Below are 23,683 nucleotides of genomic sequence, written 5' to 3' on the forward strand. Positions count from 1 at the left end.
GAGGGATGGCGCATGCCGAATCCGGACAACCGCGCGGACAACGTGGAGCGCCTGCAGGAGGCCATCCACAACACGATGGAAAACCTGCACGAGGCCGAGGACTTTCTCGCCGCGCACGCCGACGAGATGAACCCGAAGGACGTGCGGAACCTGGTGGCGAAAAACGAGCGCAGGCGCCGGGCCATCGACGGATTTCGCGAGGAGATCCGCGACGAGGCGCATGACGCGCGGGATCGCCTGCAATAAGCAAAAAAAAGGAGCTGCCCCATTGGCAGCTCCTTTTTTTGCGTCAGTACGACTTGGCGAACCAGACCGCGTGCGCGGCGGGCTTGCCGCATGTGACGCAGGTCGCCGGGCGGGCCGGCGGATTGAACGGGATGCAGCGGCTGGTGGCCGTGCATGCGTCCTTCACGGCGCGCTCGCACGCGTCGTCTCCGCACCAGCCCGCGAGGACAAACCCGCGCTTCGTCTGGATGATCTCGACGAGCTGATCCAAGGTCTCGGCGACGTGCGAGTTCTCCTCGAGGCGCCGCTTGGCCGCTTGGAACAGGTCGCGCTGGATGTCGGAGAGGAGCGCCTGCACGCGCTCCACGACGGCGTCGAGCGGCACGGTGATCTTTTCCCCGGTGTCGCGGCGGGCGAGGACGGCCTGGGACGCCTCGAGATCCCGCGGGCCGAGCTCGAGTCGGATGGGGACGCCGCGCAGCTCGTACTCGTTGAACTTCCAGCCGGGGCTGACGTCGTCGCGATCGTCCAGGTGGACGCGGATGTCGGCGCGCTTCAGGGCGTCGAACAACTCGCGCACCTTCGCGACGACGGCTTCGCGCGCCTTCGCCGGGCCGATGGGCACGACGACGACCTGTGTCGGCGCGAGCTTCGGCGGGAGGACGAGGCCGCGATCGTCCCCGTGCACCATGACGATGGCGCCGAGGATGCGCGTGGACATGCCCCACGACGTGGTGTACACGTACTTCAGCTGATTGTCCTTATCCAGGTATTGAATCTCGAAGCTCTTCGCGAAGTTTTGGCCGAGGTAGTGGCTCGTGGCCGTCTGCAGCGCCCGTCCGTCCTTCATGAGCGACTCGATGGTGTAGGTCTCCACCGCGCCTGCGAATTTTTCGCTCGGCGTCTTCTGGCCGCGGATGACCGGGATGGCGAGGAACGACTCGACGAAGTCGGCGTAGATGCCGAGCATGCGCATGGTCTCCTCGCGGGCCTCTTCCTCGGTCGCGTGTGCGGTATGGCCCTCCTGCCACAAAAACTCGCTCGTCCGGAGGAACGGCAGCGTGCGCTTCTCCCACCGGACGACGTTCGCCCATTGGTTCAAGAGAAGCGGCAAGTCGCGGTACGACTGAATCCACTGGGCGTACATGTGGCCAAACATCGTCTCGGACGTCGGCCGGACCGCGAGCCGCTCCTCGAGAATGTCGCCGCCCGCTTCCGTCACCCACGGCAATTCAGGGTTGAAGCCCTCCACGTGCTCCTTTTCTTTTTCGAAGAAGCTCTCCGGGATGAAGAGCGGGAAATACGCGTTGCGGTGGCCCGTCCGCTTGAACTCCCGATCCAGCTCGCGCTGGCAGCGCTCCCAAATCTCATACGCGTCCGGGCGAATGACGATGCAGCCGCGAACCGGCGCGTAGTCCATCCATTCCGCCTTTTGGAGCACATCGATGTACCAGCGGGAAAAGTCCTCGGATTGAGGCGTGATTTCCTTCACAAACTGCTTGTCCTGTTTCGCCATACCGTTCCTCCTACGCACTGTCCTCGGTGCCATGTTACGAAGCCAGCGCGGCGCAGTCAACTCGGCCCGGACCTCGCGGCCCGGGCAGCGCCGAAAAGGCGCGCATGATGGAGCCGGATCGAGAGGAATGGGTTCACAGATGTCGAAAATCTTATAGACTCTGCACATGCGAATCGAGAAAGCGAAGAAGTGCCATGCATGCCAATCGTACAGACCGCGACGTCGCGGCTTCCAACATGGAGCCTTGGTTGAAACGGAGATGTTCTGATCCGCAACTGCGGCTCAACGCCATCAGCCCGTATTACACCATGTTTCCCCTCGCGTTCCCGCTTCGCGTTCTGGCGGGCGCGGAGCGCGGATGGGTGCTGGATCCGTTCTGCGGTCGAGGCACGACGAATTTTGCGGCGAGGCTCGTCGGCTTTCCTACGGTCGGTGTGGATATCAATCCCATCGCGGTGGCTATCGCGCAGGCGAAGCTGGCGTCGACCACGGTCCACGGCGTCGTGGCGCGGTGTCAACAGATCTTGGAAAGCGAAGTGCCGGGCGATGTCCCGGACGGCGAATTCTGGCGCTGGTGTTTTCACCAAAAGACGCTCGAAGATGTCTGCCGCCTCCGCCAGGCGCTTTCCGACGTTCAGACGGAGGAGGACATCGTGCTGCGCGCGCTCGTGCTCGGCGTGCTACACGGCCCGCGCAACAAAGGCCTGCCGTCCTATTTGTCCAACCAGATGCCTCGCACCTATGCCACGAAGCCCGACGCTGCGGTGCGCTACTGGAAGTCGCGCGAGATCCATCCGGTCTATGTGGACGTGCTGGACGTCGTGCGAAGGCGCGCCGAACACGTGTTGTCGCATGTGCCGGACAAAGTGCCCGGCTTCGTCCGGCTGGCGGACAGCCGAACGCTCGCGCCGGAGGATTTTGCGATGCGCTTTCGGTACGTCATCACCTCGCCGCCGTATTTCGGCATGAAGACGTACGTCTCGGACCACTGGCTTCGCCACTGGTTTCTCGGCGGCCCGCCCTACGTCGACTACGCGTCGGACCCGCAACTCGGCCGCCCCTCGCTGCCCGCGTTCATCGAGGGCCTGCGCGAGGTCTGGACGCGGGTCAGCCAAGTCTGCGAACCCGGTGCGCTCCTCGTGGTGCGGTTCGGCGCCATACCGAGTTACGAGGTCGACCCCGTCGAAGTCCTGCGCGCGAGTCTGAGCGGCACGCCGTGGAAGGAGCGCTGCCTGTGCGATGCCGGCAGCGCGTCCAACGGGCGAAGGCAGGCGGATCAGTTTCAGTTCGTCCGCAGCCGCTCCACGCTGGAGGTCGATCTGTATGCTTCTCTCGAGGAGGCCTAGGGCATGTTCGATCTCGACGAAGTCGAACAACTGAAAAAGGCTGTGTTTGCGCGAACCCTCGGCGATGCGCGCCAGCTCGAGAAGCTTTGTGAGGACATCCGCCAGCTCAAGCGCGAGGTCCGCCCCATTTACCGGCGCTCCGCGACAACCATTTCGCTGGTGGCGAGCGACGGCGGCGACAGCCAACTGCAGTTCGATCCGTTTTTCCTGCACGTGGTCCGCGTGGTGGACTCCTACGGCAAGCAACTGTGTCTCGACGTGCTGTCCCCCACCACCGACACGGAGGAGCTGACTCGCGCCCAATTCGCCGCGTCCGGCGAGCCCCAGACGGTCCTCGGCGTCCTGATGCGCGATCTCGGCGTGCGCTCGCTGTGGGAATTGAGCCCCATGATTCCACGCCCGGAAGACATCCAATGGGCGCCCGAGCGCGTGTCGCCGAGCTGGATCCAGGTGTACCGCGATCTCTGCGAATGGGCTGCGCTGTATCACATGATGGTGTACGGGAGGTTCCACGCAGACACCCTCGTGGTGCGCGACGGCTACCTGAGAAGCAAGGTCTTCGCGCGCGATTTGTTCGTCCAGATGTGCCGCCGGATCGAGCAGGCCATCGAGCGGACCTACCGCGAGGATCGCCGCCGCGTGTTTTTGGTCGGGATCGCCAAGCGTTCGAAGGTGCTTCAGCGGTACCACATGGCCATCCTGCTGGAGTCCCTGTTTCCGCCGGGGGAACCTCGTTTTGTCCGCGTGCCGCGGGAGATGGAGGTTTCCGTGTACCGATGGGACGAATACGCGCGAGGCATGGAGGCCGGAAGCGAGCCCGGGGAGGCGCCGAAGTTTGTCGCGGGCGAGATGTACTTTGTGCGGTTCGGGAGCCATCGCGACGATCCCATCTGGGCCGTGGACGTCCTGCCCTCCCACGGGCCGCAGGCGCAAGAAATCATGGGGTATCTCCTGGAAGATGCCATCGCCGGTTTCCCGACGCCGCTCTACCCTCGCTGTCTCCAGCGCGCACACGAGCAGGCGAGAATCGGGGGTCTCGACGCGGAACTGCTCCAGACGTTTCTCGTGGAGGCCATTCGGACGCTGGTGCCGAAAGATTCCGTCGGTATCTTCGACGGCATGCAACTGAGATATGCCCAGACAGAGAGGCGGTTCTCATGAAGCTGTTTGACCGAAATCACGTGGTCGGCATTTTCCGAGGATTCAGCGAAGGCGGTCTGGAGTTTCACGCCGATCTCGTCCTGCCCTATCGCAGCGAGTTCCAGCGCACGCCGATGCACGGCATGTTTCTCGTCGTGCAACTGGAGCACGAAGACGAGGCCGTGCTCGGGCGCATCACCTCCATCGCGGCACAGGGGCGGCTCGTCTCCGACGAAGGCGACGACTACAGCCTGCGGGCGGTGACAGAGGATCGCGCCGTGCCCGAGGATCTGCGCGAGAAGTACCTCCGGTACCGCGTCGACATCCGCGTGCTCGGCGTCGTGCGCGTGTTGGATGGGAAGCTCGTGTTTGCCCCATCGCATCGCCGCCTGCCACACGTCGGAAGCAAGGTCGCGTTTTTGTCTCCAGAGGTCCTGCGCGAGGTGGCGGGGCACCACGTCGAAGGCGCCGAAATCGGCCACCTGGCCCTCGGCGAGTTCGTGTACGCGGAGGGCGATGCTCGGCTCAAGAAGGAACCGTGGATGGTGATCCAAAGCCCGTGCGTCATCCCGAAGTTTCCGGTCTCCAACCTGGTCTCGCGGCGCACCTTCGTCTTTGCGAGAGCCGGCTTCGGCAAGTCGAATCTCATCAAGCTCCTGTTCAGCAACCTGTACGCCGAGACCCCCATGGTCGAGAAGCGCGGCGGACGGCGCGTGCCGGTGGGAAGCGTCATCTTCGATCCCGATGGCGAGTACTTCTTCCCGGACGACAAGAACCGCCCCGGGCTGTGTGACGTGCCGGAATTACAGGATAAGATTGTCGTGTTCACCGACCGCCAGGCGCCGAGCCCGTTTTACGCCGCGTTCATCGCCTCCGGCATCAAGCTCGACATTCGCCAACTGAGGCCCGCCGAGGTGTTGTCCATCGCCCTGTCCCCCGAGCGTCAGGATCAACAGAACGTCCGCAAACTGAAAATGTTGACGCAGTCCGCGTGGCGAGACCTTGTGGACGAGATCTACGCCAAGGGCCACGACGCAGACGACGAAAAGCTGAAGCATCTTCTCCAACTGCGGGAGAACCAGGAGGCCGAGCTCAACGCGGCCCGCGCCAACATGGTGCAGGTCGTGCAAATGCTGCACGATCCCTCCAGTGCGTTCTTAGAGATGCTGCTCCACGCCCTGCATCAGGGCAAGCTTTGCGTCGTCGACGTGTCGCAGGTCCGCGGCTCGCAGGCCCTGGTGCTCTCCGGGATTGTCCTGCAGCGCATCTTCGAGCACAATCAACGGCACTTCACCGAGAAGGATCCCAAGACCATCCCTACCATCGCGGTGGTCGAAGAGGCCCAATCCGTCCTCGGCGCCTCGTCGTACACGTCAGGCGAAGGTCCGTACATCGCCTGGGTGAAAGAGGGGCGGAAGTACGATCTCGGCGCGATTCTCATCACTCAGCAGCCGGGGAGCATTTCCAACGAAATCCTCAGCCAGGGGGACAACTGGTTCATCTTTCACTTGCTGTCCGAAGGGGATCTCCGCGCCGTGCAGCGCGCCAATGCGCACTTCAGCGCGGACATCCTGAGCTCGCTGCTGAACGAGCCCATTCAGGGCCAGGGGGTCTTCTGGAGCAGCGCAGGCGGCAAACCGTACCCGATTCCCATCCGCGTCCTGTCCTTCGAACAATTGCACAAGGTGGCCGATCCGACGTATGATCGCGAACCCGTGCCCACTTTTGCCGACCGGCTGCGACAACTCGCTAGTCTGAAGAAGCAGGAGAAACGAGGCCATCGTGAATCTGCGGAGGCCGACGCGAGCCGGGTGAGAGAGGTGCGCGAAACCGAGTACGAGGTGAGACCGCGTGTCGACAGGCAGGATGCGCTCGTTCGACACGTAAGCGCCGAACTCGAAAGCGACGAAGCGTTCATGGATAAGATGAGAAGAAACGGAGACACGTGGATCAACGTGCAGAACCGCATCGAACAGCTGCTTCCCGCTCTCATGGTGGACGCGGCGGATCAGGCGCATCGACTGCTGCCGCTCGTGATGAACGAACTGTTTGGGAAAAACGGCTGGAACACCGTAAACCGGCCGCAGAGAAAAAATCCAGAGCGAAGCGTCAAATGGATTGTCCTCGCCGAGCCAGGGGACGAATAGACGCGCGTGTCGCGCACCGCGGTCTCTGCATGACGCGATCGCCGAGGGCCCCTTTCTAGTTCGTCGCCCTGGCGGCGGGGTCAATCGTTGTTGTTTCGGTCGTCCGTCGGTGCGGGCTTGCACTTTGCCTCTCGGCCCTCCTTCGCGCCCTCTTCCTTTTTCTCGTTTCCGTTCTTCGCACCGGACGCGCCCGCTTCGTAGGCCTGTTCTCGCTCGCGAAGCAGGGCGGCGATGACCTCGAGCAGTCGCGCGGGGTGGGACAGGGCGTCGACCTCCGCCAGCCGCCGCGCCATCTCGAGATACGGCGTCGAGGGCCCTTGGTACTCCACGTTCGCGCCCTGCGGAGCGCCCGGCCGCTTGTCCTCCTCTTCCACCAGCGAATCGACGGGCACGCCGTACACGCGTGCGATGCGAGCCACGATGTGAAAGGACGGATTGCGGCGCGTCCCGTTTTCGATGGCGCTGAGGTGGCTCACCGAAAGCCCGGCGGCGGTCGCAACCTGTGCCAACGTCAACCCGCGCTCCTCGCGCAGGCGGCGGAGGCGCTGTCCAAGGCTCATGGGCCAAGCTCCCTTCCGCGGTGTCCACAACTGTGTGACCTTTACACAAATGTAGACAAAACGGCGCGCCAGATCAATCACGTGCTGTGTGCATCGCTGTGCAAGGGTACGACGTACAGGCGGACGGGCTCACCAGCGGCAAAGGCGCGCCGCTTGACGTAGTCCCGCCACGGGCCGGCGCTCGGCTCTGCCGCTTCGTACGCCACGGCGTTGGGAAACGCTTTGAGAAACGCGCGGGCCGCCCGCTCGTTGGACACCGGGATGCAGGCAGCCAGCCACTGCGCGCCGAGGCGCGCCGCCTCTTCGGCGGACCACCGCTTGAGCTGTCGGTTGACGCCTGTGCCGCGGTGCGTCGGCGCGACGAACGTGCCCACCTCCATCGCGCGCCCGAGCGCCGGATGATGGTCCACGGCGAGCGTCAGCGCCGCGTATCCCACCGGTTCGCTGCCCTCTTTCGCGACGGCCACCGCGGCATCGCCGAGCCAGGCTCCCACCTGCCAGGTCTGGACGAGGCGGTTCCACGCACTGCGCGCGCGGGCGTCCGTCGGCCAGCCGGGATCGCCAGCCCACCGCAGGTAGAGAGGTTCAAGGGCTTCCCAGTCGTTCACGGACAGGCGGCACGCCTCACGGCCTCCCGTGCTCACGTGGATCCCCTTCTTCCATCGTAAAATCCCACTACCGCCCAGCCACAAATTCTGATATGATTTTCTCAATCGTAGAAATGTAACGGAGTGGTTCGCGTGGCGGAACTTGCCCAACGCTTACGATACTATCGCAAATTGCGCGGCTTGTCAGTACGGGAGTTGGCGGAGCGGGCTGGCGTGAGCGTGAGCTACATTTATGCCATCGAGTCGGGCGCGCGGGGCAGCAACGCGGCGAAGCTCGGGCTCATCGCAGAGGCGCTCGGCGTCAGTCTGAGCGACCTGTGGGGCGATGCGCGCACGGACAAAGGCGACATCCCGCGCGATCCCGGCGGAGAAAACGCCTGATCCGCTGCGGCCCACAGGCGTTCCTCGTTGGTGTATGCTACGAGCAGGAGGCGCGCCGAAGCCCGCATGACGGGTGTCGGTTTGGCGCCACGTTCGAGGAGAAACGGGGGATGGGTGTGGAGACCGAGGCCGAACGCGGCTATCAGGATGCCATCCGGCACGTGACGAGGGCGCTCGAGCACCGGCGGCACAAGCTGGAGGAGAGCGATCCCGACGAATTTGCGGGCGGGGCGGAGGAGCGCCGGGCCCGCATCGATGAGATCGATCATCTGCTCGAGGTCATTCGCACGCTGAAGCGGTGAGCAAAAGAGGCGGTTCAGAGATGAGAAGGGACGAAGACGGGGGGCCGTCCGCCCGGCCGATTCCCGCGTCCGGATTCGGCAGGGTCCGCCCGCCGTGTCCGCGCACCTCATGCGCGCTCCTGCGGTTCGCCTTGCCGAGCGTACGGCGACGACGCCCGGTGCTCTTCAAAGAACGGCGCCAAGCGCGTCAAGTCCGGTTCTTGAAGCGTCTCTTCGATGAGCGGGAAGACCACCTGTTCCTCCAGGTGGACGTGCGCTCGCAGGATGGTCCCCAATTCCACCAGCACGGATGCGTCGCCGTCTTCGAGCGCGCGGCCCATCAGGCTCCGGATCTTGACGTGATCGAGAAGCATCTGCGCGATCTCGCCGCGATCGAGCGAACCATATTTGGCGTAGGCGGGAAGGAGGACCTCTTCCTCTTCCCGGAAGTGCGCTTGTCCTCCGTGTTCCCAGAACTGGCGAAGCTCGCGAAGGAGCAACTCGATAGGCTGTTCCTGGCGGGTGAGGTGCATGGCGACGACGAGCGCGTAGTGGTGATGGCGAGACAGCGGCTGCAGCGCCTCGTGGCGGCGTTTTCCCATGTTCGGTCCCCCTTGCGCGGCAAGCAAGCTTCCGTTATTCCGACATCTCGTTCATCGGATAAGGATCCGTCACGCCCGCATACTGGACCATGACGTCCATGCCGGATGCGGCGTGTTCGAGATCGTGACAGTGGAACATCCAAAGGCCGGGGTTGTCGGCGCGAAACGCGATGTCATACGACTCGCCGGGAAAGACGTTCAGCGTGTCGAGGAAGATGGGGCTCCCTTGGACCGGCCGTCCATCCCGGGTCAGCACCTGAAAGTCGTGCCCGTGCAAGTGCATCGGGTGAATGTAGGGGCTGTCGTTCACGATGTGCACGAGCACCGCGTCGCCTTTGTGCACGATGATAGGCGGGATGTTTGGAAACACGCGCCCGTTGATGGCGTAGACCATGCCGGTCTGCGACATGCCGACCGTGAGTTTCATGTTGTACCGGACCTGATACGCCTGATGGAGGCGGAAGACGGTCTCGCCGGGAAGACGGCCGCGGCCGTAGTCGGTGAAGTCGAACCAGGGCTTATGCTCCAGTTCGGCCTCGGGAACGGGGCGGAACGCGGACCATGCCCCAGGCTCGCCGATGGCCGCACGCAGTTCCTGGCGCGCGGTGGCGTCGGGATCGGCACATACGAGGTACGCGGCGCCGGACGGTGGAACGCGGAATTCCACGTCGTAGCGCTCGGCCGCGCCGATGGGGAGCAGGACGCCTTTCAGCCAGCCGGGGTTGGCGATGTCGTGACCATCGAGCGCCACGACGCGAAAGGGCGCGCCGATGAGGGTCAACAGGTGCGTCATGTTGCCGCTGTTCACGATGCGGAGGCGGACGAGATCGCCCGGTTTGGCGGGCATGACGGTGGTGCCGTCCGCGTTCTGATTGACAGTGAAGGTGCCGTACATGCCCGCCATTTCGTCGAGGGCTGCGTAGTCGTCGGCTGTCGGCGCGAAGCTGCCCGTGCGGAGGGGAGGCCCTGGTAGCACGTGCAGCATGGAGGTGCCCACCGGGTTCCCTGCGGCAGATTCCATCATGCCCATGTCGCCCATCGAGCCCGCACCGCTCATCATGCCCTGGCTCATCATGCCACCGGCGGAGCCCGCATCCCGCGCGCCGGAGGATAGGTTTTCCATCATGGCCTTGGCGGTGGACGCGTTCGGCCATTCGTGCAGGACCAGCGTGTAGTCTCGCTGGGCCGGATACAGCGGGTGCTTGGGCAGGACGACGATGGCGCCATAGAGTCCCAGTCCCACCTCTTCGAAACTGTCGTCGTGCGAATGGTACCAGTACGTTCCGGGCTCGGTCGCCACAAACTCGTACGTGTACGATCCGCCTGGCGGGATGGGGTTCTGCGTGACACCCGGCACACCGTCTTCGGCGCCCGGGACGGGAATGCCGTGCCAATGCACCGTCAAAGGCACCGACAGGCGATTGTGCACTGTGACCTCCACCACGTCGCCTTGGTGCGCTATGAGCAACGGGCCAGGCGCCGTGCCGTTGAAGGTCATCGCCCGCAGGGTTTCGCCACCGAACGTCAGGGTCCGGTACTCGGCGGTCAGCGTGAAGTGGTCGACCCGCGCGCCTTGGGGAACCCGCGGCTCAAACGCGCTGATGGGCGTGTAGGTCCCGTGCGGCCCTGGCACGCGGGCGAGCGGGGCATCGATGGCCTGGGTCGCCGCCCCGCGATGTGCTTCGTAAACGCCCATCACGCCGACCGCCACCGCGAGCGCCGCCGCTCCTGCAGCAATGCTGAGCTTCGCTCTGCGCCGCACGTTCGCACCTCCTGTCTTCCCTTTCTCGTCTGCCGTCGTGCGTCATCATAAGCCCAGGTCTGGCGCGGATCAACGCGTACGGGTCGAGGGCGGCTGGTTCATGGCGACGAATTCGCCGATTTGTAAAGCTTCACGCGCGCGCCATCGTCGCTTTCCACGATTTCGTAGGTCAGGCCTCGCGCTTCGATCTCGGGGAGCAGGAACACGGGGACGCGATCGTTCCAAATTTCGAGTCCCATCGTTCCCGTCTGGAATTGCGGTTCCTCATCCAACAGGGCGAGGGTACGCAGCATGGGTTGTGGCGGTTCGAGGCCCCGGTTATCGAGATACCAGTAAGGCAGATGGCGCTTTTCGCGGGCGAACTGGGTCACGACATGGTCGGCGGCCAAGGTTCGAACGGCGTGGTGAAACCCCCGGTTCGAGAGCAGCCGGATGAGCGGCGTCGGTTCGAACGTGGCGTGAAGTTCAAAGATGTCGTCGGGTCCGAGACTTTCGACCGACGCCATGATGACGTGGAACGGCTCCCCTTTGTTCACGAGGATCTCCCGAACATCGAGCACAACAATCCTCCGCACATGCATCGCCCCCAGACGCTGATCTCTCCATGGAACGCAGCTCTATTGTGCGCGAAGGCGCTCACGGCCGCTGTGATCCAGCGCACGTTTCGCTTCCGCTCCTTGCCGTATCATGCTCTCAAATGACATCTCCCAAGGGAGGAACCGATGATGACCTATGTCATCACTTCGCCGTGTATTGGGGAGAAGGCAGCCGACTGTGTGGAGGTTTGCCCTGTCGACGCGATTCACGACGGTGGGGCAACCTACCTCATCGATCCAGAACGGTGCATCGACTGCGGAGCTTGCGAACCCGTTTGCCCCGTGTCCGCCATCTTTCACGAAGCGAGCGTACCGGACGACGAACGGCATTGGATCGAAGTCAATCGCGCCTTTTTTCAAGGGGGTTAAGAGCGCAGCGCACAACTGACACAGAAAGGAGGAGCGATGGTGGGAGACGAGGACAAAACCGGCAAGACGCGCATATCGTCGCAGGTTCCGTTCGCCTGGCCTGGCATGAGCCAGGGAGGCCATTCGCCGCCGGTCAGGTTGCCGCTTCAGTACATGATTGCGGGCCTCTCCTGTTTCCTGCTTTTTGCGTGCGATCTCGCCTGGCAGGTGGCTCGCGGCGTGCTGTTTGCGCCGGGAGCGCCGGCGGGCGTCGCGCTGACCCATCTGTTGACGTTGGGAGCGCTCATGTCCTTTGTGATGGGAGCCGTGTATCAGCTGTCGACGGTCGCTTTTCTGATGCCGATCGCGGCAGTCCGGCTGGCGCGCTTCCTCTTCTACGCGTACATCGCCGGCCTTGCTGGTCTCATCGGGAGCTTTTCGGTCTGGTGGCCCCTCGGCATGGGCATCTTCGGCTTCTGGACGGCGGCCGTACTGTACGGATTCTGCGGAAACATGTTGGCTTCACTGGTTCGGGCTCGGGTGCGCGGACCGATGTGGCAATTCGTCTTCTTGGCTCACGTGCACCTTGCGATCGCCTTGGCAGCGGCGGTCGTTTTGGCGCTCGGCGACGCGAATCTGTGGCCGGCCGTGCAGGCGGATCAGGCCCCTGTTCTCGCGACACACATCTTGTTTGCGGCCGGCGGATTCTTTGGCTTCTTGATCTTCGGCTTCAGTTACAAGCTGATACCCATGTTCACACTGTCGCACGGGTACAACACGCGTTATGAACACTGGGTATTTTGGACATCGGTCGCCGCGCTGTGGTCGCTTGTGGCCTGTGCCTGGTATCCGGCGTTGGCGCTGAAGCTGGTATCTGCCATCTGCGTGGTCGTCGCCTTCCTCTCACATCTTCAGGCAGTGCGCGAAATCTTGAAGCGGCGCGTTCGTAAGCGAATCGAAGCGCCCATTCGGGGTGTTCTCGTCGCACTCGCACTGGGTGTCCTGTGGGCGCTCGCGCTCATCGCACACGCGCCTTCTTCCGCGGGTTCAGCGGCTTGGCGAGCGCTCGTGCCGTTTGTGCTCATGGGGTTCGTATCGTTGACCGTCATTTCACTCGCATACAAAATTGTGCCTTTTCTTGTTTGGACGTGGCGATTCGCAAGCAGACAAGGGGCCGGACCAAACGTGCTCATTTCACATCTCCTCGACGCCTCGTCGGCGCGCGTCGTCATCACATTAAACTCGATTGGGGTGGTGGCGGCAGCAGCGGGGGTTTGCCTGGACTCAGGCTGGCTGTGCGACGCAGGTGCTTGGGCCGTGGCCGTGAGCCTCGGAATCTTTGGGGTTCACATGTCGTCTGTGTTCCGTCGCGCGTGGAGGAAGGAGTGATCGCCGTGATCGACTTCCGGGAAGTCGAAGCACACTTGCGAGAGGTGTACGATCCCGAGCTCGGCCTGAACGTGGTCGATCTCGGCCTAATTTACCGGATCGAGGAACCCGAGGAGGGGAAACTCGTCATCGAAATGACGATGACAACGCCGGGTTGTCCCGCGCACGACAGCTTGGCTGAAGCTGTCGAGTGGGCCGCCGCGAGAGCCTTTGGCGTGGCCGAGATCGAAGTGCGCGTCGTGTGGAATCCTCCTTGGACGCCGGAACGGATGTCGCCGGAAGCGCGCCGCGTGTTAGGATGGACGTGACAAGGCAGGTCTTCACGGGGAGCGGATGCATGTGATGCGCAAACGGTTTTGGCCTGTTCTGGGCGTCGCGGCGTGTATGTCGGTAGGGTGTGGACCTCCGCCGGCGTCCTCTTCGAACCCCAAAGCGCCGCTTGTGACGTGGAACGTCGCCAAACGCGAGGTGCAATGGAAGGTCATCGCAGGCGATGGTCGTCAAAACGGCGGTATGAACTTTGACGGTTACGCCAATGGCGACATGACGCTTGTGGTACCGATGGGGTGGCGTGTGGTGATCGAGTTTGAAAACGCGAGCCTGATGCCACACAGCGCCATGGTAGTGCCGTACGACGTTCGCGCCCGCGCCAGTTTCGACGCGAGTATGCTTGCCTTCCCGGGCGCGGAAACGCCGAATCCCTTGCAAGGGGAACCCAAAGGTACACGAAACGAGATCGTCTTCCCCGCGTCACGAGTGGGCACGTATGCGCTCGTGTGTGGGGTCCCTGGGCATGCGCTCGCGGGGATGTGGGACAAGTTCGTCGTCTCTGATCAAGCAAAGCAGCCATCGCTCGATTTGCAACGCGGGTCGTAGCGAATGGAGGGGCGGGATTCCGCCCCGAATGTTGACATTGGACCCCGAGTGCTCAGTATCCACTTGTCTTCTCCTCCCGCTTTGAAGCGAACCTCCCGTCTTCATACTTCCTTCACACGTATGAACATTTCATGGACGCTCCTATCTTCTCCTATCTCGATGTGATCGAACGCACAGGTGGCCCCTCGCCACGGCCTTACCGTGAAATTGAGAACTGGGAGGGGGAGTGAATGGAGTGAAACGTGGAAGCCGGTGGTGGCGCGCTGGCCTGCTTGCGTTGGCTCCCTTCGCCCTCGCGGGCTGCGGGCGGGACGTATTGGTTCTGCACCCGGCTGGCCCCGCGGCGAGGGAGATCGACCGCCTCATCATCTTATCGGTCATCCTGCTTTTGGTGGTCATTGTGCCAGTGTTCGCGCTCACGATCTACATCGTGTGGAGGTATCGGGACAAACCTGACAACCGCGCGCCCTACACACCGCAGTGGACGGAGAGTCGGGCGTTGGAATGGATCTGGTGGAGCATTCCCATGGTCATCGTGGGTGTGCTCGGCGCCTACACAGCGAAAACGACGTTCGCACTGACGCGGCCTCCGGAGTCGAACAGCAATGTGGTCACCGTGGACGTCGTGTCGCTGGATTGGAAATGGTTGTTTCTCTATCCTGACCAGCACGTCGCGACAGTGAACTACTGCGTCATTCCAACGGGCGTTCCGGTTCAGTTCGTGCTGACGTCCGACGCGCCCATCAACTCGTTCTGGGTGCCTCAGCTGGCGGGACAGGAGTACACGATGCCCGGTATGGCGCTGAGGCTGTGGGTGCAGGCGGATCATCCAGGCAATTACTACGGCCACGGCGCGAATTTTACGGGCAAGGGATTTGCCGAGATGTCCTTCACCGTGGAGGCACGGTCCGAATCAGCCTTCAGATTGTGGGCGCAGGGGCTCGAGCAGCACGCGCCAGCTCTCACCGAGGCGGGTTATCAGCTGCTCAAGAGACCAGGCGTAACGGGTCAATTGTCGTACGGCAACTTTCCCAAGGGACTGTTTGATCAAGTGGTGTGGCAGGACGGCGGACAGTACATGTCCGGCATGTGGGGCATACCGACGATGGGAAGCATGGACGGCCAGTCGGGATCCAATCTGGCCTCACTCGGCGGAGGTGACGGTCGATGACTTCAGGCTTTCTGCAATTTGCAAATCACTACTTGATGTGGAACGAAGGTCCGCTGATCTGGATCTCTGATGCGCTCATCGTGTTGACCGTCGTGGCCATTGTGGCAACCTTGACGTACACCAAGCGGTGGGGATGGTTGTGGAGAGAGTGGATCACCACGACGGACCACAAGCGCATCGGGATTATGTACCTCATCTGCGCGCTTCTGATGCTGTTCCGCGGCGGCGTAGACGCGCTCTTGATGCGCACGCAACTCGCGTTCCCGGGTGAGCATTTTCTGAGCGCCGAGCACTACGATCAGATTTTTACCACCCACGGTACCATCATGATCTTGTTCATGGCCATGCCGTTCATCTTTGCGCTCTTCAACATCGTGGTGCCTTTGCAAATTGGAGCGCGAGATGTCGCATTTCCGTATCTCAACGCCATCAGCTTCTGGTTGTTTTTCTTTGGTGCTTTACTCTTTAACATCTCGTTCGTGTTTGGCGGCTCTCCCGATGCGGGCTGGGTGAGCTACCCGCCCCTGACCGAACTCGGTTACGATCCGGGTCCTGGAGAAAACTATTATCTCGTGGCCATTAATTTGTCCGGAATCGGCACCATTGCCACTGGGATCAACTTTCTGGTCACCATCTTGCGCATGCGTGCTCCCGGCATGACATGGAATCGAGTGCCCCTGTTCACGTGGTCCGTGCTCGCGTCTTGTATCGTCATTTTGGCTGCATTTCCTGCCTTGACGGTTGCACTGGCGCTGCTGCTCTTGGATCGCATTGCCGGAACACACTTTTTCACCATCCTGCACGGCGGGAACCCCATGATGTTCATCAACCTTTTCTGGGTGTGGGGTCACCCAGAGGTGTACATCGTCATCTTACCCGCATTCGGCGTCTATTCCGAAGTGGTCGCGACCTTTTCGCGCAAGGCCATCTTCGGCTATAAGTCGATGGTCGCATCGCTTTTGCTCATCAGCGTGATCAGTTATCTGGTCTGGGCGCACCACTTCTTTACGATGGGTGCAGGGGCCGATGTCAACACCTTCTTCGCCATTGCGTCGATGTGCGTCGGGATACCGACAGGCGTCAAGATCTTTAACTGGCTGTTCACCATGTATCGTGGCCGCATCCGGTTGACGCTACCCATGCTATGGACGCTCGCGTTTATTCCCAACTTCGTGACAGGAGGGGCGACGGGGATTCTGCTCGCGGCGGCACCCGAGGATTATCAATATCACAACAGTTATTTCCTGATTGCGCACTTCCACCAGACGCTCATCGGCGGTGTCGTGTACGGCATGCTCGCCGGTATGTATTACTGGTGGCCGAAGATGTTCGGGTTCAAGCTCGACGAGAAAAGCGGCAAAATCGCGTTTTGGCTATGGAACATCGGATTCTACGTGTGCTTTATGCCTCAATACGCGCTCGGGCTCATGGGAATGCAGCGGCGCATGTACACCTATCCAGCGAACATGGGCTGGAACACGTTGAATCTCGTGTCCACCATCGGCGCTTACCTGATGGGGCTCGCCTTCCTTGTGATCGTATGGCAAATCTTGTACAGCATTCGCCACGGTGAGCGCGACGTCACGGGCGATCCGTGGGATGGACGCACGCTCGAGTGGTCGCTGCCGTCTCCGGTGCCAGAGTACAACTTTGCAGTCATCCCGACGGTCACGGCCCGCGACATGTGGTGGGCGGCAAAATACGAGGGACAAATGGAGCATGTGCGGCCGCGCGCCGAAGACATTCGCGACATTCACGTGCCCAAGCATACGGCGCGCCCATTCCTCATCGGCCTGTCATTCTTCATCGCGGGATTCGGCCTTGTGTTTGAATGGTATGTGTTGACCGCGGTAGGCTTTGCGAGTGTGCTCTGCTGTCTGCTCTTTCGCGCGCTGGAAGAAGACGACGAGATGGTCATCGCCGCGGACACCATCCGTCAGCACGAAGCGACTCTGGGGAGGGTGTGACGTATGGCAACCCGTGCACATGCCATGGAAGATCCTGGGGACGGCGGGGCCAGGGCGCTTGCGCTCGAGTACACGCACGCCGAGGACCGGACGCGAATTCTAGGATTCTGGATTTTTCTCGCGACCGACATGATTCTGTTCGGTTGTCTGTTTGCCACATATCTGGTGCTGCGCACGCATACGGACGGCGGGCCCACGCCGGCGACCCTGTTCGACATGAAAGGTTTCGGAGCCGAAACGTTGGCGCTGCTGACATCGAGCTTCACCGGTGGACTTGCCACACTGTCCATGCGGGATGGCCGTCAAAAGTCAGTCGCGTTCTGGATGTCGGTCACCATCGTCTTGGGTCTCACCTTTCTCAGTATCGAGGCGAGCGAGTTCGCCCACGACGCCTTCATCGGGGCCGTCTGGCAGCGGAGCGCATTTCTCTCGTCCTTCTTCACCTTAGTCGGCACGCACGGCTGTCACGTGACGTTTGGCGTCCTGTGGATGCTCGTGACGCTCTACCAAGTTCTTCGCCGCGGGTTGACGCCGAGGACCGCGCGAAAGGTGTTTGTCGTCAATCTATATTGGCACTTTCTCGACGTCGTCTGGATTTTCATTTTCACGGTGGTCTATCTCACGGGGATGGTGATGTGAAATGTCCAAGGCATTCATGTCTGCGCCAGACGCGCGACACGGTCGAGATGGCGGTGGAAGGCGTCAGTATGTCACCGGCTACGTCCTGTCGCTCGTACTGACGGCCATTGCATTCGTGCTTGTTGCGTTCCACGTGCTACCCGTACCTTTGCTGCTCGTGCTTCTCATGGCGCTTGCGGCATTGCAAGTGCTGGTCCAACTGTTTCTGTTCATGCACGTGACGGAAGGAGACGGCAGTCGTGTCAAGGGTCTGGCCATGGGGCTCGGTCTCTTTTTCACACTCGCCATCGCGCTCGGATCGATTTGGATCATGACGTTCAACAGTCAGGTTCAGTGAGGGGGCCATGGCCATGCTCATGGAGAATGGGCAGGAGGCGGTTCATGCGAATGCAAGGGCCATCTATCACAGCCTCCAGGCGTTTTGGGAACTCGGCAAGCCTCGCATCAATGCGCTCCTTCTTTTCAGTGCATTTTGCGCCATGGTCGCCGCTCGTCACGGTGTGCCTCCGCTGCGACCGGCTCTGGTTGGCCTCGTTGGACTCGGTCTCGCTTGTGCGGGGGCCGCAATGGTGAACATGTGGTTCGATCGCGACATCGACCGTGTGATGGAGCGCACCCAGAACCGTCCGTTGCCCCAAGGAGAGATGGCGCCGAGTACCGCGTTGGTGGCAGGACTCGTCTTGGGGCTTGTCGGGTTCGTAACGCTGGACGTTGGGGTAGGCGCACTGACCGCGTGGCTCACAGTCGCAGGCTACCTGTACTACGCTGTTATCTATACGATGTGGCTCAAGCGCCGCACGCCCCAGAACATCGTCATTGGAGGCGGCGCAGGCGCCATCCCGTCGCTCGTCGGTTGGGCCGCGGTGACGGGGCATTTGGCGCCTCTCGCATGGCTGTTCTTTCTCATCGTCTTCCTCTGGACGCCAAGCCACTTTTGGGGGCTTGCTCTATATCGGTCGGAGGACTATCGTCGCGCCTCCGTGCCCATGATGCCCGTCGTGAGAGGCGCGAGGACAACCATTGCTCAAATGTTGTTTTATGCGTTCGTTCTTGCAGGCGTTGATCTCGCCGTGTCTCATTTCGTGGTTCACCCAGGGCTCTACCTCGCGGTGGCTGGTGCATTGAACGCGTGGTTTGTTGCGGTACACATCAGGTTGGCCCTAGCGCGCAGCCAGATCGCGTTCTGGGCGAAGCGCACGTTTCTCGCATCGTTGGTTTACTTGCCCGTTGCACTCCTTTGTGTTGCCGTGGCAAACGTCTGAACGGGCTTCCCAACCCGAGCGGATTTCGTGTGAGATGGATCACGCTGTGCGTGCACCCATTGTCGTAGATTCATCGTAGGCCGTGCGCCGTTGTGAAGGCATCGCGGCATTCACAGAGGGGGGATTCGCGTGTCCGATTTCGCGTACGTCGTGCGTGCGCCGGAGTATCCGCCGCAAATGAAGCACCGTGTGATCTTTCAGACCTTCGACAAACTGGAGCCGGGCCAGGCCATGCTTCTCGTGAACGATCACGATCCCGTCCCGCTCTTCTATCAGTTTCAGCATGAGCGAGAGGGCGAGTTCACGTGGGAGTACCTCGAACGCGGACCTGAGGTTTTTCAAGTGAAAATCGGGAAGGTGAAGGCGTAACGGACATCGCGCGGGGGAGACCCCGCGCGGTGCTCTTCCGTTCGCCCGGCATGGGCGGAAGCTAGGCAGTGAAACTCCGCTGCGGGGGTTGGCTGTTGCCAACCGCTAGCCAAAGGCAAGGGTGTCCATCACGAGGCGGGACCGCACCTACGGTGGTGTGAGAGGACGTGGGCTAACCGCCCTCTCCTACTCGATTTTGGCTCACGATTTTGTCAAACCCTCTGTCAGGTTCCTGTGGATTTTGAGTTGGAAAGGATAGTATGCTCAGAGTGACCACAGATGCGAAAACGACGTGAGCCTGTTGACAGGGGGATATCCCGTGAATGTGAGTCAAGATCTGAAGGAGTTTTCGCTTTTTCGCGACCTGACACCGGAGGAGCTGGCGCGCGTGGCGGAACTCGCTGTGCTGCGCCAATATCGCCGCGGAGAACCTATCTTCATCGAAGGCACGCCGCGCGAGGCCGTGTACTTCCTGGTGCGCGGACTGGTCAAAGTGGTTAAGGTGGACGAGGAGGGGCGCGAACACATCGTCGCCGTCTTGGGCAAAGGACAGATGTTTCCGCACGTGGGCTTCTTTCAAGATCTGCCCTATCCAGGCACGGCGAGCGCCATTGAGCAGACCACGGTGTATGCGATTTCCACGCGCGCGTTCGATGCCCTCCTGCGGCGACACCCCCCTATCGCGTTGAAGCTTCTTCGGGTCTTGGCGGACCGGATTGTGCAGCTGCAAGCGAAGCTTCAGGAACTTGCCGTGTACGATTCGCGCGAGCGCGTCGTAGCCTTTCTTCGTCACTTCGCCGAGGAGCAAGGCCGCGTCGAGCCCGAAGGGCGTACGCGTCCATCTGCCCATCACGCACGCCGAGATCGCGCAGATGGTGGGTTTGCGCCGCGAATCCGTCAATCGGATATGGAACCAATTGCGTCGGGAAGGTGCTATCGAGGGGGAGCGGGATACATGGATCATCCATCTGGATCGGCTTCAGTGACGACACGTGCACCGTCCGAAGACGAACGATCCTGCGTCGGACCGCTGCCCATGGCCTTTTTCGCGTCTGCCCTGATCAATTTCGCCGTGGGTTCGACGCTTGGGCTTTGGATGGCGTCGAGAACTTCTTCTTGGGCAGTCCTGGCTAGTTTGCACGCCGAGATCAATCCGTGGGGATGGCTTACGATGGCCATCTTTGGCATGACGTATGCAGTCTTGTCCATCTCGGCGGAATTGCGCCTCCATCCACGTGTGGCGGGATGGATGCACCTCGCCATCGCGGAACTTGGCATCGTTCTCCTCGTGGCCGGTCTAGCGGCGAATCGCTTGATTCTCACGCGCCTGGGGGCCGTTGTGCAAGCCGCGTCCCCTGTTCTGTTCCTGACGAATATTCTCCTCGCCGTGCGTGCGAAGCGCCAGGGTCGTGTCCAACCGCCGGTGATTCCCGAACACCTGCGCTATCTGGGGCGACGAGAGGACTGCCGGCGTTCGGACAGGGTGGCGCGTCGAGGGACGGACATGAGCGGCCTCCTGCTCGTGGCCAGCGCAATCTGGGCATGCTGGGGCATCTGGTCGGACGGCGAGAGTTCTCCTGGGGCCACCGTGCTGTTCGACGACGGCTGGCTCATCGGAACCGTGGTCTCAGTTTCGCTGCACTTTTATCCTCGGTTCATCAGCGGCGAGAGGATGCCTGCGTGGCCGTTTTCATTGTTTCAGGCAATCTGGTTTCCCTCAACAGTCGCCTTATCGTTGGGCACCGCGTACCACATCAACATGCTTGCAGGCGTGGGACGGGACGCATTGGGCACTTGCCTTGTATGGGTGGCCGTTGTGTTCGAGATTGCACTCGTCAGGCGTTCCCGCGGCGCATGTGGGAACGGGATTGGAGCCGTGGCAAGTTCGCCCGCGACCCGCTTGGCATGGTCCCTCGGCTATGCTTTCGCGGGCATCGCCGGGGGATGGATGATTGTCGGGCGGGAAAGCGACGCCCTTCCGGTGCTTCACGCGCTCTTTCTCGGGTGGATGACGACCCTGGTGTATGGGACGTCCTACGCCGTCATGCCCGTGCTCTTTGACATCAGGATTCGGTCGACGAAAATTTCCATCGCCCAGATGTCGATCTCGGCCATCGGGGCGGTGCTTATGATGGGGGGATTCGCGGACCTTGACGCGCCAGTTGGGCGCGCCCTGCTGGCAGCGGGCGGCGGCCTCGCTTGGTTGGCCTTCGCCTGGTACTTCGTGCGCATTGGATGGGGCGGGATTCACATCCTGAGGCGAGCGAGCACGCGAGCCGTCTAACAGACGCCGTTTGTGGCCGAAGGCGGCGTGCCGATGTATAGAGGGGGTCCCACTTGACGGGAGGTTTGAACATGAGGATTCAAGAAGGCGAAACCGAGCGATTGCGGGTGTTGTTCACATGCGGTGCACACCGGATTGCCCAGTTGACGCTCAGGGCGGGAGAGGAACTTCCGCAACACCGTGCTCCCCATCACTTATTTCTCGGCGTGTGGTCCGGCGAGCTGGAATGGACCGTCGGCGAGGAGCGCGTGCGTTTAAAACGGGGAGACTGCATAAGCCTTCCTCCAGGTCTATCGCATGCCGCGCGGGCGCTCGAGGACAGCACGGCACTCCTCGTCCTCTTTGCAGATGGTTCGGATGTGGACAAGCGGTAACGCATCGCGCTTGCCTCAGCGCACGTTCACGGCGGACCACAGGCGCGGGACAGAGATTGCGTCGCAAGTCGAGTTGACCGTTCTGCATGAACCGATCCGGCCGCGTGAGCGTATAAAGTTTGAGTAGGGGTTGTTCTCGGGAGGATTTTCCGGGGACAAAGAGAAGAGACCTCACTGAGCACAAAAACAACCCGCGTTCGGAGCGCGGATGAAGAGGTGAGGTCTCTTATGTTGGATATTCGTGATGGCGCGGCGGGTTTCCTGCCGCTGTGGATGAATCTGTTGTGGTTGTCTGAGCATCCGTGCGACTTCGCGATTCTTGAAGAGAGGCTCATCCACGCCTGGTCATGAAAGCGCCATTTTGCTACACTGACTTTGGTACGTCACAGCAGTGAAGGATGAAGCACATGGCGCTCGAGAGGCTGAACGAATCCGAGGTGCGCGAACTGTTCCGCGCCATCCTGGCGCTTCAGAACGAGGACGAGTGTTACCGCTTTTTCGAGGATCTGTGCACGGTGGGAGAGGTGGAGTCGCTGGCGCAGCGATTTGCCGTGGCGCGGATGCTTCGCGAGGGCGCCACGTATCACGCCATCGAAGAGGCGACGGGTGCGAGCACCGCGACCATCAGCCGCGTCAAGCGCTGTTTGCATTACGGAGCTGACGGATATCGCATCATCTTGGATCGGCTGTATGGAAAGCCCGCCGAGAGCGGGAAATCGTAACGGTGTGTTAGCTCCACTTGCATAAAGACCAGCGTTTGGTGCAAACTGGTTCTCGCAGGCGATGAGCTGCGGCAGACATCCGCGTAGGCGCGGAGTGTTTGTCGCAGTTTGTTCATTTGACAAGTGGACAAAGGTCTAGTAAGCTCATTACGCGTGGATAAATTGTCTGTGTTATGGTGATAATTTGAACATCAGAGACAATTCTGCGAATGCGGAGTGCGTGGGAGATCCCGCCGCCCTCGTGGCCTGGCGGTCAGGGAAGGTACAAAACGCCGGCGGATGCCGGAGGAAGGACAAGGTGACGAGATCGTGAGTTTGTTGGAACAGGTACAAGAACTTGGGCAACTGTTGCACCGCTCGAACGAGCAGGTGGAATTTCAAGAAGTCGCGGAATTTTTGAGCCGCCTCATGCAGTCGAACGTGTACATCGTGGGGCGCAAGGGCAAGATCCTCGGCTATGGCGTGGCGGAGCATGAGCTGACCGAGGAATGGCTGAACATCATGACGCGGGAACAGCGGTTTCCGGGCGACTTCAACAAACACCTGCTGCGCATCGAGCAGACGATTGCCAATCTGACGGACGAGCAGAAGAAGCCGCTCTACGTGTTCTCCCCTGAGGAGAACGAGTCGTTCCGCTCCAAGCACCTGATGATCACGCCCATCATCGGGGCGCGCGAGCGCCAGGGCACGCTGCTGTTCGCGAGGTCCCAGCGGCCGTTCAACGAGGACGACCAGATCCTGGCCGAGTACGCGGCGACGGTCGTGGCGCTCGAGATTGTGCACTCCCGGCAACAGCAGAAGGAAGAGGAGAGCCGGCAGCGCGCGCTCGCCCATCTGGCGGTGGAATCGCTCAGCTTCTCCGAGTTGCAGGCCGCCAAGTACCTGCTGGACGCGGTTCGCAACTCGCCGGAGGGCATCGTGGTGAGCAGCCAGATTGCGGATCAGCACGGCGTGACGCGCTCGGTGATTGTCAACAGCATTCGGAAGCTGGAGAGCGCGGGCACCATCGAAAGCCGCTCGCTCGGCATGAAGGGCACGCACCTCCGCATCCTGAATCCTTACGTGGAAGAGGAGATCAACCGCCAATTCGAGCGATGAGGCGGATGAGATCAGGCGGC

At 61.6% G+C, this 23,683-nt stretch carries 27 protein-coding genes; 21 read left to right on the forward strand and 6 right to left on the reverse strand.

The window, feature by feature from the left end:
- Nucleotides 1–12 precede the first annotated feature (12 nt).
- The gene (gene tlp, locus AC27E8_RS04460; protein ID WP_012811641.1) at nt 13–246 is read left to right on the forward strand and encodes a small acid-soluble spore protein Tlp; all 234 of its coding nucleotides are present in this window, start codon (nt 13–15) and stop codon (nt 244–246) included.
- Nucleotides 247–289: 43 nt separating this feature from the next.
- On the opposite strand, the gene proS is transcribed toward tlp, so the two are convergent.
- The gene (gene proS / locus AC27E8_RS04465) at nt 290–1,741 is read right to left on the reverse strand and encodes a proline--tRNA ligase (protein ID WP_487098383.1); all 1,452 of its coding nucleotides are present in this window, start codon (nt 1,739–1,741) and stop codon (nt 290–292) included.
- Nucleotides 1,742–1,989: 248 nt separating this feature from the next.
- On the opposite strand from proS, the gene AC27E8_RS04470 reads away from it, so the two are divergent.
- Genes AC27E8_RS04470 through AC27E8_RS04480 form a run of 3 tightly spaced genes read left to right on the forward strand, consistent with a single transcriptional unit; the run spans nt 1,990 to nt 6,374 of the window.
- Nucleotides 1,990–3,087 carry a DNA modification methylase gene (locus tag AC27E8_RS04470; RefSeq protein WP_487111343.1) on the forward strand — a complete coding sequence of 366 codons (1,098 nt, stop codon included), beginning with the start codon at nt 1,990–1,992 and terminating at the stop codon, nt 3,085–3,087.
- A 3-nt stretch (nt 3,088–3,090) separates the two neighbouring features.
- Complete coding sequence (locus tag AC27E8_RS04475) at nt 3,091–4,248, forward strand: hypothetical protein (protein ID WP_487098379.1); 1,158 nt, start codon at nt 3,091–3,093, stop codon at nt 4,246–4,248.
- A complete protein-coding gene (locus AC27E8_RS04480) occupies nt 4,245–6,374 on the forward strand; it encodes an ATP-binding protein (protein ID WP_487098377.1) in 2,130 nt (709 codons plus the stop codon). The genes AC27E8_RS04475 and AC27E8_RS04480 overlap by 4 nt, the downstream gene beginning before the upstream one ends.
- 80 nt (nt 6,375–6,454) lie before the next feature.
- Here the strand turns inward: AC27E8_RS04480 and AC27E8_RS04485 are convergent, their stop codons facing one another.
- Together AC27E8_RS04485 and AC27E8_RS04490 are read right to left on the reverse strand one after the other, a co-directional pair.
- On the reverse strand, nt 6,455–6,934 hold the full coding sequence (locus AC27E8_RS04485) for a helix-turn-helix domain-containing protein (RefSeq protein WP_487098375.1): 480 nt from the start codon (nt 6,932–6,934) through the stop codon (nt 6,455–6,457).
- A 77-nt stretch (nt 6,935–7,011) separates the two neighbouring features.
- The gene (locus AC27E8_RS04490) at nt 7,012–7,578 is read right to left on the reverse strand and encodes a GNAT family N-acetyltransferase (protein WP_487098373.1); all 567 of its coding nucleotides are present in this window, start codon (nt 7,576–7,578) and stop codon (nt 7,012–7,014) included.
- Between the two features lie 96 nt (nt 7,579–7,674).
- Here AC27E8_RS04490 and AC27E8_RS04495 point away from each other — a divergent pair, with 96 nt between their 5' ends.
- Both AC27E8_RS04495 and AC27E8_RS04500 read left to right on the forward strand, forming a co-directional pair.
- Nucleotides 7,675–7,923: a helix-turn-helix domain-containing protein gene (locus AC27E8_RS04495; RefSeq protein WP_487098371.1), complete on the forward strand. Its 249-nt coding sequence runs from the start codon at nt 7,675–7,677 to the stop codon at nt 7,921–7,923.
- 110 nt (nt 7,924–8,033) lie between these two features.
- Complete coding sequence (locus AC27E8_RS04500; protein WP_067847265.1) at nt 8,034–8,225, forward strand: hypothetical protein; 192 nt, start codon at nt 8,034–8,036, stop codon at nt 8,223–8,225.
- Nucleotides 8,226–8,332: 107 nt separating this feature from the next.
- Here AC27E8_RS04500 and AC27E8_RS04505 read toward each other — a convergent pair whose 3' ends face one another.
- From AC27E8_RS04505 to AC27E8_RS04515, 3 genes are all read right to left on the reverse strand, one after another.
- Nucleotides 8,333–8,806, reverse strand: coding sequence for a hemerythrin domain-containing protein (locus tag AC27E8_RS04505; protein WP_487098369.1), 474 nt, complete (start codon nt 8,804–8,806; stop codon nt 8,333–8,335).
- A 34-nt stretch (nt 8,807–8,840) separates the two neighbouring features.
- Nucleotides 8,841–10,568 carry a multicopper oxidase family protein gene (locus tag AC27E8_RS04510; protein WP_487098367.1) on the reverse strand — a complete coding sequence of 576 codons (1,728 nt, stop codon included), beginning with the start codon at nt 10,566–10,568 and terminating at the stop codon, nt 8,841–8,843.
- A gap of 98 nt (nt 10,569–10,666) precedes the next feature.
- Entirely contained in the window at nt 10,667–11,149 is a 483-nt protein-coding gene (locus AC27E8_RS04515) for a DUF2249 domain-containing protein (RefSeq protein WP_487098366.1), read from the reverse strand.
- Nucleotides 11,150–11,293: 144 nt separating this feature from the next.
- Between AC27E8_RS04515 and AC27E8_RS04520 the strand changes: the two genes are divergently transcribed.
- The 15 genes from AC27E8_RS04520 (at nt 11,294) to codY (ending at nt 23,663) form a co-directional block, all read left to right on the forward strand.
- Nucleotides 11,294–11,533 carry a ferredoxin family protein gene (locus tag AC27E8_RS04520; RefSeq protein WP_487098364.1) on the forward strand — a complete coding sequence of 80 codons (240 nt, stop codon included), beginning with the start codon at nt 11,294–11,296 and terminating at the stop codon, nt 11,531–11,533.
- A gap of 39 nt (nt 11,534–11,572) precedes the next feature.
- Nucleotides 11,573–12,901 (forward strand): hypothetical protein, encoded by a 1,329-nt coding sequence (locus AC27E8_RS04525; RefSeq protein ID WP_487098362.1) that lies wholly within the window; start codon nt 11,573–11,575, stop codon nt 12,899–12,901.
- Between the two features lie 8 nt (nt 12,902–12,909).
- On the forward strand, nt 12,910–13,209 hold the full coding sequence (locus AC27E8_RS04530; protein WP_487098432.1) for a metal-sulfur cluster assembly factor: 300 nt from the start codon (nt 12,910–12,912) through the stop codon (nt 13,207–13,209).
- Nucleotides 13,210–13,243: 34 nt separating this feature from the next.
- Nucleotides 13,244–13,777, forward strand: a complete 534-nt coding sequence (locus AC27E8_RS04535; protein ID WP_487098360.1) for a sulfocyanin-like copper-binding protein — start codon at nt 13,244–13,246, stop codon at nt 13,775–13,777.
- A gap of 235 nt (nt 13,778–14,012) precedes the next feature.
- Nucleotides 14,013–14,948 carry a cytochrome c oxidase subunit II gene (locus AC27E8_RS04540; protein WP_487098358.1) on the forward strand — a complete coding sequence of 312 codons (936 nt, stop codon included), beginning with the start codon at nt 14,013–14,015 and terminating at the stop codon, nt 14,946–14,948.
- Nucleotides 14,945–16,915: a cbb3-type cytochrome c oxidase subunit I gene (locus AC27E8_RS04545; RefSeq protein ID WP_487098356.1), complete on the forward strand. Its 1,971-nt coding sequence runs from the start codon at nt 14,945–14,947 to the stop codon at nt 16,913–16,915. Before AC27E8_RS04540 ends, AC27E8_RS04545 begins: the two co-directional genes overlap by 4 nt.
- Before the next feature lie 3 nt (nt 16,916–16,918).
- Nucleotides 16,919–17,554, forward strand: coding sequence for a cytochrome (ubi)quinol oxidase subunit III (locus tag AC27E8_RS04550; RefSeq protein ID WP_487098354.1), 636 nt, complete (start codon nt 16,919–16,921; stop codon nt 17,552–17,554).
- Nucleotide 17,555: 1 nt separating this feature from the next.
- Nucleotides 17,556–17,891, forward strand: a complete 336-nt coding sequence (locus AC27E8_RS04555; RefSeq protein ID WP_487098353.1) for a cytochrome C oxidase subunit IV family protein — start codon at nt 17,556–17,558, stop codon at nt 17,889–17,891.
- A gap of 13 nt (nt 17,892–17,904) precedes the next feature.
- A complete protein-coding gene (locus AC27E8_RS04560) occupies nt 17,905–18,816 on the forward strand; it encodes a heme o synthase (protein ID WP_487098351.1) in 912 nt (303 codons plus the stop codon).
- A gap of 129 nt (nt 18,817–18,945) precedes the next feature.
- Nucleotides 18,946–19,185, forward strand: a complete 240-nt coding sequence (locus AC27E8_RS04565; protein WP_367307357.1) for a DUF2249 domain-containing protein — start codon at nt 18,946–18,948, stop codon at nt 19,183–19,185.
- Nucleotides 19,186–19,504: 319 nt separating this feature from the next.
- Nucleotides 19,505–21,469, forward strand: coding sequence for a Crp/Fnr family transcriptional regulator (locus tag AC27E8_RS04570; protein ID WP_487098350.1), 1,965 nt, complete (start codon nt 19,505–19,507; stop codon nt 21,467–21,469).
- A 71-nt stretch (nt 21,470–21,540) separates the two neighbouring features.
- A complete protein-coding gene (locus AC27E8_RS04575; RefSeq protein ID WP_487098348.1) occupies nt 21,541–21,843 on the forward strand; it encodes a cupin domain-containing protein in 303 nt (100 codons plus the stop codon).
- Between the two features lie 228 nt (nt 21,844–22,071).
- Nucleotides 22,072–22,194, forward strand: coding sequence for a hypothetical protein (locus AC27E8_RS04580; RefSeq protein ID WP_487098438.1), 123 nt, complete (start codon nt 22,072–22,074; stop codon nt 22,192–22,194).
- A 56-nt stretch (nt 22,195–22,250) separates the two neighbouring features.
- Nucleotides 22,251–22,565 (forward strand): YerC/YecD family TrpR-related protein, encoded by a 315-nt coding sequence (locus tag AC27E8_RS04585; RefSeq protein WP_041695432.1) that lies wholly within the window; start codon nt 22,251–22,253, stop codon nt 22,563–22,565.
- A 309-nt stretch (nt 22,566–22,874) separates the two neighbouring features.
- Complete coding sequence (codY, locus tag AC27E8_RS04590) at nt 22,875–23,663, forward strand: GTP-sensing pleiotropic transcriptional regulator CodY (RefSeq protein ID WP_041695913.1); 789 nt, start codon at nt 22,875–22,877, stop codon at nt 23,661–23,663.
- The last annotated feature ends 20 nt before the right edge of the window (nt 23,664–23,683 follow it).

This window comes from Alicyclobacillus sp. CIJ1, from assembly GCF_057538885.1.